Annotated in this window: 11 protein-coding genes; 4 read left to right on the forward strand and 7 right to left on the reverse strand. The window is 75.7% G+C overall.

The genetic code is table 11. From position 1 onward, the window contains the following. Positions 1–73: 73 nt before the first annotated feature. Positions 74–904, reverse strand: a complete 831-nt coding sequence (locus tag ABZ570_RS32370) for an MBL fold metallo-hydrolase (RefSeq protein ID WP_358071726.1) — start codon at positions 902–904, stop codon at positions 74–76. Next, the gene (locus ABZ570_RS32375) at positions 901–1,305 is read right to left on the reverse strand and encodes a thioesterase (RefSeq protein WP_358071728.1); all 405 of its coding nucleotides are present in this window, start codon (positions 1,303–1,305) and stop codon (positions 901–903) included. Before ABZ570_RS32375 ends, ABZ570_RS32370 begins: the two co-directional genes overlap by 4 nt. A 146-nt stretch (positions 1,306–1,451) precedes the next feature. Between ABZ570_RS32375 and ABZ570_RS32380 the strand changes: the two genes are divergently transcribed. After that, on the forward strand, positions 1,452–2,546 hold the full coding sequence (locus tag ABZ570_RS32380) for a phosphatase PAP2 family protein (RefSeq protein WP_358071730.1): 1,095 nt from the start codon (positions 1,452–1,454) through the stop codon (positions 2,544–2,546). Between the two features lie 90 nt (positions 2,547–2,636). Here ABZ570_RS32380 and ABZ570_RS32385 read toward each other — a convergent pair whose 3' ends face one another. From ABZ570_RS32385 to ABZ570_RS32395, 3 genes are all read right to left on the reverse strand, one after another. Continuing rightward, positions 2,637–3,923, reverse strand: coding sequence for a PH domain-containing protein (locus ABZ570_RS32385; RefSeq protein WP_358071744.1), 1,287 nt, complete (start codon positions 3,921–3,923; stop codon positions 2,637–2,639). Positions 3,924–4,114: 191 nt separating this feature from the next. Next, complete coding sequence (locus ABZ570_RS32390) at positions 4,115–4,642, reverse strand: PH domain-containing protein (RefSeq protein ID WP_358071732.1); 528 nt, start codon at positions 4,640–4,642, stop codon at positions 4,115–4,117. Positions 4,643–4,663: 21 nt separating this feature from the next. Continuing rightward, positions 4,664–4,894: a hypothetical protein gene (locus ABZ570_RS32395; protein ID WP_358071734.1), complete on the reverse strand. Its 231-nt coding sequence runs from the start codon at positions 4,892–4,894 to the stop codon at positions 4,664–4,666. A 261-nt stretch (positions 4,895–5,155) separates the two neighbouring features. Here ABZ570_RS32395 and ABZ570_RS32400 point away from each other — a divergent pair, with 261 nt between their 5' ends. The 3 genes from ABZ570_RS32400 to ABZ570_RS32410 are packed head-to-tail and all read left to right on the forward strand — an operon-like array spanning position 5,156 to position 8,189. Beyond that, positions 5,156–6,265 (forward strand): MoxR family ATPase, encoded by a 1,110-nt coding sequence (locus tag ABZ570_RS32400; RefSeq protein ID WP_358071736.1) that lies wholly within the window; start codon positions 5,156–5,158, stop codon positions 6,263–6,265. Beyond that, positions 6,244–7,242 carry a DUF58 domain-containing protein gene (locus ABZ570_RS32405; RefSeq protein ID WP_358071746.1) on the forward strand — a complete coding sequence of 333 codons (999 nt, stop codon included), beginning with the start codon at positions 6,244–6,246 and terminating at the stop codon, positions 7,240–7,242. Before ABZ570_RS32400 ends, ABZ570_RS32405 begins: the two co-directional genes overlap by 22 nt. Beyond that, complete coding sequence (locus ABZ570_RS32410) at positions 7,239–8,189, forward strand: VWA domain-containing protein (protein WP_358071738.1); 951 nt, start codon at positions 7,239–7,241, stop codon at positions 8,187–8,189. The genes ABZ570_RS32405 and ABZ570_RS32410 overlap by 4 nt, the downstream gene beginning before the upstream one ends. 393 nt (positions 8,190–8,582) lie before the next feature. On the opposite strand, the gene ABZ570_RS32415 is transcribed toward ABZ570_RS32410, so the two are convergent. Both ABZ570_RS32415 and ABZ570_RS32420 read right to left on the reverse strand, forming a co-directional pair. Beyond that, a complete protein-coding gene (locus ABZ570_RS32415) occupies positions 8,583–9,887 on the reverse strand; it encodes an acyltransferase (protein ID WP_358071740.1) in 1,305 nt (434 codons plus the stop codon). Positions 9,888–9,943: 56 nt separating this feature from the next. Further along, on the reverse strand, positions 9,944–10,487 hold a 544-nt coding region (locus tag ABZ570_RS32420), incomplete at its 5' end, for an alpha/beta hydrolase (RefSeq protein WP_358071742.1).

The raw sequence follows: 10,487 nt of genomic DNA on the forward strand, positions 1-10,487 counted from the left end.
GATCCGGTACTCGGCGAAGACGTCGGTGGTGCCGACGTGCCGGCGCAGCCGGGCGGGGCGGGGGTGGGAGGGGTTAGGGGGTGCCGTCGAGTTCGGCGTAGCCGCGGCGGGCGGCGATCAGGCCGGGCCGGACGCCGAAGGGCGACTCGGCGGCCACCCGCTCCGGGGGGGCGCTGCCGGTGTGGCCGGCCCGGATCAGCCAGGCCTGCTGGGCCAGTTGGGCGTGCTGGGCCCGGACGAACTCCGTGTCGACCGGCGCGCCGTGCCCCGGCACCACGACCGTGGCGGGCGTGGCGAGGCGCAGCAGCTCGGCCACCGCGTCCGGCCACTGGATCGGGTACGACTCCTCGAACGCCGGCGGCCCGCTCTGCTCCACCAGGTCGCCGGCGACCAGCACGTCCGCGTCCGGCACGTGCACCACGAGGTCGGCGTCGGTGTGCCCGTGCCCGGGATGGCGCAGCACCACCCGCCGGCCGCCGATGTCGAGCACGGTCTCGGCGCGTACCGCGTGCGTCGGGGCCAGCAGCTCGGTGCGGGCCAGCTCGGCGGCCAGCGCCGGCTGCTCGGCGTGCATCTCCTCGTACGCCGCCCGGCGCAGCTCGTCGGGGCGGTCACGCAGCGCGACGGCGGCCAGTTCGTGCGCGTACACCGGGCGGGCCGGGTCGGCGGCCAGGGTGGCGTTGCCGAAGCAGTGGTCGAAGTGGTGGTGGGTGTTGACGATGGTCCACGGGTGCGGGGTGACCCTCCGGGCCGCCTCGGCCAGCTCCCGGGCCTGCCCGGCGGTGGAGAGGGTGTCCACGAGCAGCGCGGCTCCGTCGCCCACCACCAACGTCACGTTGACGTGCAGCAGCGGCTCGCGCAGCACGTGGACGCGGTCGGCGATCTCGACGAACCGGGCGTTCATGAGACCCGGGACGCCCGCTCGACGAACCGTTGCCGGTCGACCAGCATGCGCTCGACCCGCCCCTCCGCGACGACCTCGTCGCCCTCGGTCACGGTCACCTCGAACAACAGCCGTCGGCCGTCGACCTTGGCCAGCCGGGCCATGGCGGCCACCGTCCGCCCGACCGCCGTGGCGGCCCGGTGCTCCAGCTCCACCCGGATGCCGACGGTGGTCGACCCGGACGGCATCCGGATCGCGGTGGCCGCCACGGTCGCCGCCTCGGCCAGGGCGAGCACCCGGGGCGTGCCGAGCACCGGCACGTCACCGGAGCCCACCGCCTGTGCTGTGTCGGCGTCGGTGACGGTCAGCTCGACCCGGGCGGTCAGGCCCGGCGCGAAGGGCTGCTCCGGCTGCTCCTGCATGACCCAGAGACTAGACGAGCCGGGGCCGGGCCGCCCGGTCTGGCGTACTGCGGCACGCTGGCGGGTGATCGGCATGTGTCGATGCGGTCACGTGGCGGGCGGGCACCCCGAAGGCCGCCGGTCGCGCGCCGTTAACCTTGACTGCGATGGCCGTCGAAACAAATTCCCAGCCCCCTGCCCGGACCGGTGCCTCCTCACCCGACGGTGGACGCCGTCGGGTGGTGGCGATGACGATCTGGGCGGTCGCCTTCGTGGCCGCCTGGCTCGGCATCGGCCTGCCGACCGACCCCGCGTACGCTTTCGTCTGGATCTGGGCGGCCACTATCGCCTGGAACTCCGCCCGGCCGTGGCGCAGCCACCTGCGGTTCGCCCGGGACTGGGTCCCGGTGGTGCTGCTGCTCGCCGCCTACAACCTCTCCCGCGGGTTCGCCGACAACGGCGCGACGCCGCACGCCATGGAGATGATCGTCGCCGACCGGTTCATGCTCGGTTGGGCGACCGACGGCGACGTGCCGACCGTCTGGCTGCAGCAGCACCTCTACCGGCCCGAGGTGCACTGGTGGGACGTGCTGGTCAGCTGGGTCTACTTCTCGCACTTCGTGGCGACGCTGGCCGCCGCGGCGGTGCTCTGGATGCGTAACCGCACGCGCTGGGCGGCGTACATGCGGCGCTGGGGGTTCCTCTGCGCGGCCGGGCTGGCCACCTACTTCCTCTACCCGGCCGCCCCGCCCTGGTGGGCCGCGCAGAACGGTCTGCTCACCGACGTCGCCCGGATCTCCACCCGAGGGTGGAAGGAGGTCGGCATGCACGGCGCGGGCAACGTGCTCAACGCCGGGCAGATCGCCAGCAACCCGGTGGCCGCCATGCCCTCGCTGCACACCGCGTTCGCCCTCTTCGTGGTTCTGTTCTTCCTGCGCTCGCTCCGGAAGCGCTGGTGGCCGCTGCTGCTGGCGTACCCGCTGGCGATGACGTTCACGCTGGTCTACAGCGGCGAGCACTACGTGATCGACGTGCTGGTCGGCTGGGCGTACGTCGGGCTGACCTTCCTGGTCGTCGGCCTGGCCGAGCGTTGGTGGGCGGCCCGGCGGGCCTGGCGCACGCCGGTCGGGTCCGACGGGGAGCGGCAGTCCGTCACCATCCCGGCCCCGGCCGCGCCCAGCTCCGCGGAGACCGTTCCGGCCGCGCCCAGCCAGGCGGAGACCGTCCTGGCCGGGGCCGAACCGGTGCCGGCGGAGCGCTGACGCGGGTCAGCCCGTGCCGGTGTGGCGTCGGCGGAGCGCTGACGCGGGTCAGCCCGTGCCGGTGTGGTGCCGGTGGCGGGCTGACGCGGGTCAGCCGCGCCGGTGCGGGCGCCGGGCGGCGTGGGCTCGGGTGATCAGCTCCGCTGCCAGCTGCCACGCCTCGGCCAGGTCCCGGTCGGGCGCGGCCGCGCCCGACCCGCCGGCGGTGTCCGCGTGTACCGTGGCCAGCCGCAGCCGCCGCTGCACCGGGCCCTGGGTGACCCGTACGCTCTGGATCCGCGCGTACGGCACCAGCGTCAGCCGGCGGGTCAGCAGCCCGGACCGGGCGGCGAAGACCTGCTCGTCCAGGCCGGCACCGACCGCCGCGCGGGTCAGCGGGCGCAGCCAGCGGGCCCGGCGCGGCGGCGGCGTCGTGGGCAGCGCGCCCAGCCGTACGCCGGGCAGCACCTCCGCGACGACCAGCTCGGCGGCGTGCGTGTCGCCGACCGGCAGCAGCCGGTCCGGCCGGTTCCGGTCGTCCGGCTCGGCGGCCGAGTAGCCGGCCACCTCCAGCCGCAGCCGGAGCCAGCCCTTCACCCGCCAGAGCAGCGGCCAGGTGACCCCGACGGTCTGCACCCGGTGCAGCGGCACGGTCTGCATCCGGGTCTCCAGCAGGCCGTTGCGGACCCGTAGCGTGTCGTCGTCCCGGTCGAGCCGGAAGCTCCAGTCGTCGAGCACCCGGCGGACCGGTTGCAGCAGTACGCCGGCCATCGCGGTCAGCGTGCTGGCGACCGCGATGAAGGACCAGGAGCCCTCGGAGAGGAACTGCGTCACCACGAAGGCCACGCCGAACGGGAGCAGGAACGCCTGGGGGGTGAGCAGCTGGCTGACCAGCAGATCTCTGTTGCGTACGGTGTGCAGCCGGCGCCCGGCCGGCGCGGGTGCGGGTGGCTCGCCGGCGGCGGGCGGGGCGACCTCGTGGGCGCGGCCGGCGACCGCGAGCAACCGCTGGCGCAGCGCGTTGGCCTCGGCCACGCTCAGGTACGCCAGCGGCGCCTCGGTCTTGCCCCCGCCCACCACCTCCAGCCGTAGCTCGGCCAGCCCGGTGAGCTGCGCCAGCAGCGGGCGGACCACCTCCACGGCCTGCAGTCGCTCCAACGGGATCGCCCGGGTACGCCGCCAGATCAGCCCCTCGTGCACCCGCAGTTCCCGGCCCACCAGGTGGTAGCCGGTGTTCCACCAGCTGATCACGGACAGCACGGTGGCGCCGAGGACGAAGACCGTGACCAGCACGGCGAACCAGCCGAAACCGACCCGGGACAGGGTCGACCAGGAGAGCCCGGCGATCACCACGACCAGCGACTTGGCGCCGTGCAGCGCCGGACTGAGCGGATGCAGCCGTTGCCGTGGCTCCTCCCCGGCCGGCGGGGGCGGGGCCGCCGCCCAGCCGGGAGCCGGCGCGGACCCCGGCCAGGGACCGGTCACCGCCGGGGTGGGCCGGGCATCCGCCGGCCACGAGGCCGGGGGCCGGTCCCCGTCGCCGGGGTGGGGCGGCGGGGCCCCGGGTCCCGGGCCGGCCGGGCCCTGGCTCACAGCCCCTCCGCCCGGTCCTCGCCCAGCGCGGTCAACCGGTCCCGCAGCCGGGACGCCTCGGCCGGGCGCAGGCCGGGCACCCGGGCGTCGCTCGCCGCCGCGGCCGTGTGCAACTGGACGGTGGCCAGATCGAACGCGCGCTCCAGCGGCCCGGCGGTGACGTCGACGAACTGCATCCGGGCGTACGGCACGATCGACAGCCGGCGTACCAGCAGTCCGTGCCGGACCAGCAGGTCGTTCTCCCGTTCGGCGTACCCCCAGGCGTGCACCGCGCGGACGATGGTGACCGCGCGCCAGGCCGCCAGCAGCAGCACCACGCCGAGGGCGGCGCCGAGCAGCCACTGACCGGTGACGGCCCAGGCCACGGCGAGCACGACCAGCACCACGGCGAGCAGGATGCCGAGCCGGATCAGCTCCACCCAGATCAGGTCGCGGGAGATGGGTCGCCAGTCGACGGTGTCCGGCCAGGGCTCGAGGGGGCCGGGCGGGGCCGGCGGAGGGCCGGCGAGGTGGTCACCGTTCACCGGGAGATCCGCTGCGCTCGCTCACCCTTCGAGGGTAGGCGATCCCGGCAGCGCCACCACCTCGCGCAGGAAGCCGCGCGCGTCGAGGAAGGCGCCGAGCGACTCGCGGTGCTCGGCGCAGGCCAGCCAGGTCTTGCGCCGGTCGATGTCGTGCAGGCGGGGATTGTTCCAGCGCAACGCCCAGACGGCGGGGGCGCGACACCCCCGCGCCGAGCAGATCAGCGCCTCGTCGGCGGGAGCGGGAGTGGTCACCGGGGCGAGTCTAGGGCCGCGGCCCGGGAAAGTTCAGCGCCGGGCGGCCACGGGGGGAGCCGCCCGGCGACGGGTTGAATCGTACACACGCTGGACCCGTGGTTGTCCACCCGTGTTCACCCTCTTCCGCGCGCGAAGGTACGGCGGCGAGGCGCGAAGGTACGGCGCGGCGAAAATCGTCCCTCTCCCGCCCTCGGCTCTCAGCCGGGCATGACAGTCTTGATACGCACCACGACGCGACGACCAAGCTGTGGAGGACCGGTGGCCCAGCCGACCACGCCCGACGCCCCGATGCCGACCGAGGCCGCGCCGGACGCGCCGCCACCGGCGGCCACCACCCCGGCCCAGGACGCCACCCTGCTGGAGCGGGCGCTGTTCGAGATCAAGCGGGTGATCGTCGGCCAGGACCGGATGGTCGAGCGGATGTTCGTCGCCCTGCTCGCCCGGGGGCACTGCCTGCTGGAGGGGGTGCCCGGCGTCGCCAAGACCCTCGCCGTGGAGACCCTGGCCAAGGTGGTCGGCGGCTCGTTCGCCCGGGTGCAGTTCACCCCGGACCTGGTGCCCGCCGACATCATGGGCACCCGGATCTACCGGCAGTCCAGCGAGAAGTTCGACGTCGAGCTGGGCCCGGTCTTCGTGAACTTCCTGCTCGCCGACGAGATCAACCGGGCGCCGGCCAAGGTGCAGTCGGCGCTGCTGGAGGTGATGAGCGAACGCCAGGTGTCCATCGGCGGGGAGACCCACCGGGTGCCCGACCCGTTCCTGGTGATGGCCACCCAGAACCCGATCGAGCAGGAGGGGGTCTACCCGCTGCCGGAGGCGCAGCGGGACCGCTTCCTGATGAAGATCGTGGTCGGCTACCCGACCGACGCCGAGGAGCGGGAGATCGTCTACCGGATGGGGGTGGCACCCCCGGAGCCGGCCCGGGTCTTCGACACCCCGGATCTGATCGCCCTGCAGCACAAGGCCGACCAGGTGTTCGTACACAACGCGCTGGTCGACTACGCGGTCCGGCTGGTGCTCGCCACCCGCGCCCCCGCCGAGCACGGTATGCCGGACGTCGCGCAACTGATCCAGTACGGCGCCAGCCCGCGCGCCTCGCTCGGCCTGGTCCGGGCCACCCGGGCGCTGGCGCTGCTGCGCGGCCGGGACTACGCCCTGCCGCAGGACGTGCAGGACATCGCCCCGGACATCCTGCGGCACCGGCTGGTGCTCAGCTACGACGCGCTGGCCGACGACGTGCCGGCCGACCACATCGTGCACCGGGTCATGTCGACCATCCCGCTGCCGGCGGTCGCGCCCCGGCAGCAGGCCACGCCGCCGCCACCAGCCGTCCCGCACGGGGCCGGCTGGCCCGGGCAGCGGCCGTGACCCCACCCACCCGGCTGCCGGCCGCCGGCGAGCGTTCCGGGGCCGTCCTCGCCCGGTTGCAGCTGATGGTCACCCGCAAGCTCGACGGGCTGCTCCAGGGCGACTACGCGGGGCTGTTGCCCGGGCCGGGCAGCGAGGCGGGGGAGTCCCGCGAGTACCGCCCCGGCGACGACGTACGCCGGATGGACTGGCCGGTCACCGCGCGGACCACGACGCCGCACGTGCGGCGTACGGTCGCCGACCGCGAGCTGGAAACCTGGCTGGCGGTCGACCTGTCGGCGAGCCTGGACTTCGGCACCGGGCGGTGGCTGAAGCGGGACGTGGTGGTCGCCGCCGCGGCCGCGCTGGCCCACCTGACCGTCCGCGGCGGCAACCGGATCGGCGCGGTGGTCGGCACGGGTGCCCCCGTGCCGGCCCGGACGGGGCGGTGGCGGGGCGGGGCGCCGCCCGCCGGCCCGGGGACCCTGCTGCGGCTGCCCGCCCGGGCCGGCCGTAAGGAGGCGCAGGGGCTGCTGCGGGCGATCGCCGGGACGGAGATCCGTCCGGGGCGCAGCGATCTCGGGACGCTGGTCGACATGCTCAACCGGCCACCCCGCCGGCGCGGCGTGGCGGTGGTCATCTCCGACTTCCTCGCACCGCCGCAGCAGTGGGGCCGGCCGATCCGTAAGCTGCGGGTCCGGCACGACGTGCTGGCGATCGAGGTGGTCGATCCGCGCGAGCTGGAGCTGCCCGACGTCGGGGTGCTGCCGGTGGTGGACCCGGAGACGGGGGAGCTGCACGAGGTGCAGACCGCCGACCCGGGCCTGCGCCGCCGGTACGCCGAGGCGGCGGCCGCCCAGCGCGCGGCCATCGCCGCCGAGCTGCGCACCGCCGGCGCGGCCCACCTGCGGCTGCGTACCGACCGAGACTGGCTGCTGGACATGGTGCGGTTCGTCGCCGCGCAGCGGCACGCCCGGACCCGAGGGACGACCCGATGATCCGTTTTCTGCAACCGTGGTGGCTGCTGGCCGTGCTGCCGGTGCTCGCCCTGGCCGCCGCGTACGTCTGGCGGCAGCTGCACCGTCGGGCGTACGCGTTGCGGTTCACCAACGTCGACCTGCTGCGTACCCTCGCGCCCAGGGGCCTGGGTTGGCGGCGGCACGCGGCGGCCACCGCGTTCCTCCTCTGCCTGCTGGTGCTGGCGACCGCGCTGGCCCGGCCGGCGGTGGACACCCGGGAGCCCCTCGAACGGGCCACGGTGATGCTCGCCATCGACGTGTCGCTGTCCATGCAGGCCGACGACGTCGCGCCGAACCGTCTCCAGGCGGCGCAGGAGGCGGCGAAGCAGTTCGTCGGGGAGCTGCCGGCCAGCTACAACCTCGGGCTGGTCTCCTTCGCCAAGGCGGCGAACGTGCTGGTCCCGCCGACCAAGGACCGGGCGGCGGTGACCGCCGCCATCGACGGCCTCGTCCTGGCCGAGGCGACCGCCACCGGAGAGGCGGTCTTCACCTGTCTGGAGGCGATCCGCTCGGTGCCCGCCGACGGTGCGGCCGGCCTTCCCCCGGCCCGGATCGTGCTGCTGTCCGACGGCTACCGCACGTCGGGGCGGTCGGTGGAGGAGGCGGCCGCCGCGGCGCAGGCGGCGAACGTGCCGGTCTCCACCATCGCGTTCGGTACCGACTCGGGCCAGGTGGACATCGGTGGCCAGCTCCAGCGCGTGCCGGTGGACCGGACGGCCCTGTCGCAGCTGGCGGAGACCACCCAGGGCTACTTCTACGAGGCCGCCTCGGTGAGCGAGCTCAAGCAGGTCTACCAGGACATGGGTAGCTCGATCGGCTTCCGGACCGAGCCGCGCGAGATCACCCAGTGGTACGCGGGGATCGCGCTGCTGCTGGCCCTCTGCGCCGGTGCGTTGAGCCTGCTCTGGTCGTCCCGCCTGCTGTAGGGGACGCGACGGCGAACGCTGCGGCCGGCCGGGATGCGTCCCGGCCGGCGCGGCTCAGTGACCGCCGGCCAGGACGAACAGGACAGCCACCCAGACGGCGGCGAGGGTGAAGCCCAGCGGGGCGACGTAACGGCTCATGGGACTGCTCCGTGGCGACGGCGGTCCGGGCTCGACGGTGGGACCGCAGGATGGATCAGGGCGTACGCACACGAGAGTCGTGACCGGGCTGCTCCTCCACGGGCGGCCCAACGGGGCCGTGCGGCCCGGCCAGCTCCAGGCCGGTGGCCGGCGGAGGCGGACGGTCGCGGAGGCGTGGGAAGCTGGGTCAGCTCCTCTGACTGAGTCGCGGCTCAGCGGGGCTGACGGCGGGCCCGGCCACGACTGGAAGGATCGCTATCTCGCACAGCGATCACCTCCTGGGGTCGGCGGGGCTCCGGCGTGGCGGGCGTGGTGCGGCCCGCAAACGGGAGTCATCGTACACCCGCCGCGCCACCCCACCGCACTCGGCCGACCGGTTGTCACCGTTCCACCGGTGGGCCACCCGGCGGCGGGCGGCGCGGCGCCAACAGGGCCACCCGGCGGCGGGCGGCGCGGCGCCAACAGCGCAGCCAGGACCAGGACGAACAGCGGCAGCCAGCAGATCCGGGCGGCCACCCAGCCGGGCCCGGCCGGTGCGGTGTGCAGCCCCGGCAGGGCGGGGCCGAGGTGCGCGGTGGTCGCGGTCACCGCGACCAGCACCGGCTGGTGCCACAGGTAGACGCCCATCGCCTCCCGGTTCACGACGGCCACCAGCCGCGCCGGCCCGGGCCGGTCCAGCAGCCGGGCCAGCGCCGGCCGGACCAGCAGCGCGAGGCCGATCTGGCCCACCCCGAGCGCGACGGCGAACAGGGACGGCGGGTGCAGGTTGGACCAGCCCGCGCCGGGCACCCCGACCGCGCTGACCGGGTAGCCGACCGCCACCAGCCCCACGAGCGCCACGCCGCCGGCCGCCGTGAGCCCGGCGGCCGGGCGGGCCTCGGCCAGTCGTCCGTCGGCGTGCGCGATCCCGAGCAGCCAGGGCACCGCCCAGGCGGCCAGCAGGGTGACCGGCAGCCGACCGGGCGCCGCCGGCAGCACCCGCGCCGCCAGGTCGGCGCCGGCCACCACGGCCACCGCCGGGGCGGCGCAGCGCAGCGCACCCCAGCGGCGTACGGCCGCCCGCAGCGGCCCGGTCAGCGCGGAGAGCGCCACCAGCGGCAGCAGGAACCACAGCGGACTGACCGCCAGCGTGACCGCCACGGTGAGGGTGTCGTCCGGGGTGCCCAGGACGATCGCGGCCAGCAGGAGCCCGGACCCGACGCCGAGCAGCGCGAGCGCCGGGCGGAGCAGCCGCCCCAGCCGGCGGGCCAGCCAGCGCCCGGCGCCGTGCGGGTACCCGGCCAGCGACCTGGTGGCCGCGTACCCGGCGGTGAAGAAGAACAGCCCGAGGGTCTGCAGCAGCCAGGTGGCCGGGGCCAGGGCCGGCATCGCGGCCAGCGGGCTGGCCGTGCGCAGGGCCCCGTCGCCGGTCAGCACCAGGGCGGTGACCAACCAGTGCCCGAGTACCACCCCGCCGATCGCGTACGCCCGCAGCGCGTCGATCACCCGGTCCCGCGGCACCGGCCGCAGCGCGCGACGCGACCGCCCGCCCGGCCCGTCCGGCTCGCTCCTCGCGCTCACTGAATCGCGGTTCGTCCGCGACTGCGGGGCTCGCCGACCCAGCTCGTTCCTCGCGCTCACGGGGCCACCGCCAGGTCGGCGGGGTCGGCGAGCACGACCGACGCCACCGCTGCCGTCGTTGCGCCTCCCGCCGCCAGGTAGCCGTCGTGGCCGGACACCCCGGTGGTGGGCAGCGGTCGCGCGCCGAAGGCCGGGTCGCCGGGGCGGACGCCGTGGCCCAGCCCGGGCAGCCGTACCTCCGGCACCCGGCGGATCCAGTCGGCGGGCGCCTCCGCCGCCCAGATCCGCACCCGGTCCAGGTCGCCGGCCCGGTCCACGCCGACGCCCACGCCGCCGAGCGTCACCACGTCGGTCACCGCGGCCGGCGACCGGCGGGCGGCGAGCCCGACGACCAGCGCCCCGTAGCTGTGCCCGACCAGCGTCACCGTGGCGTCCGGGCGGCGGGCGGCGAGCAGCCGCAGCTGGGCCAGGAGCGCGACGGCTCCCCGGCGGGCCGCGGCCGACCCGGCCGCGCGGCGGGCCTCGGCCTGCCCGAGTCCCAGGCCGCGGGCGCGGGGGAGAGGGTCAGCGACAGCCGCAGCGCGCCGGTGTCGAGCTCCC

The sequence above is a fragment of the Micromonospora sp. NPDC007271 genome, assembly GCF_040634005.1.
Taxonomy (GTDB): Bacteria; Actinomycetota; Actinomycetes; order Mycobacteriales; family Micromonosporaceae; genus Micromonospora.

What these genes read in the sequence shown, in the direction of transcription:
- ABZ570_RS32370 (WP_358071726.1), bottom strand. Translation starts at nt 904, where the DNA reads ATGAACGCCCGGTTCGTCGAGATCGCCGACCGCGTCCACGTGCTGCGC.
- ABZ570_RS32375 (WP_358071728.1), bottom strand. Translation starts at nt 1,305, where the DNA reads ATGCAGGAGCAGCCGGAGCAGCCCTTCGCGCCGGGCCTGACCGCCCGG.
- ABZ570_RS32380 (WP_358071730.1), top strand. Translation starts at nt 1,452, where the DNA reads ATGGCCGTCGAAACAAATTCCCAGCCCCCTGCCCGGACCGGTGCCTCC.
- ABZ570_RS32410 (WP_358071738.1), top strand. Translation starts at nt 7,239, where the DNA reads ATGATCCGTTTTCTGCAACCGTGGTGGCTGCTGGCCGTGCTGCCGGTG.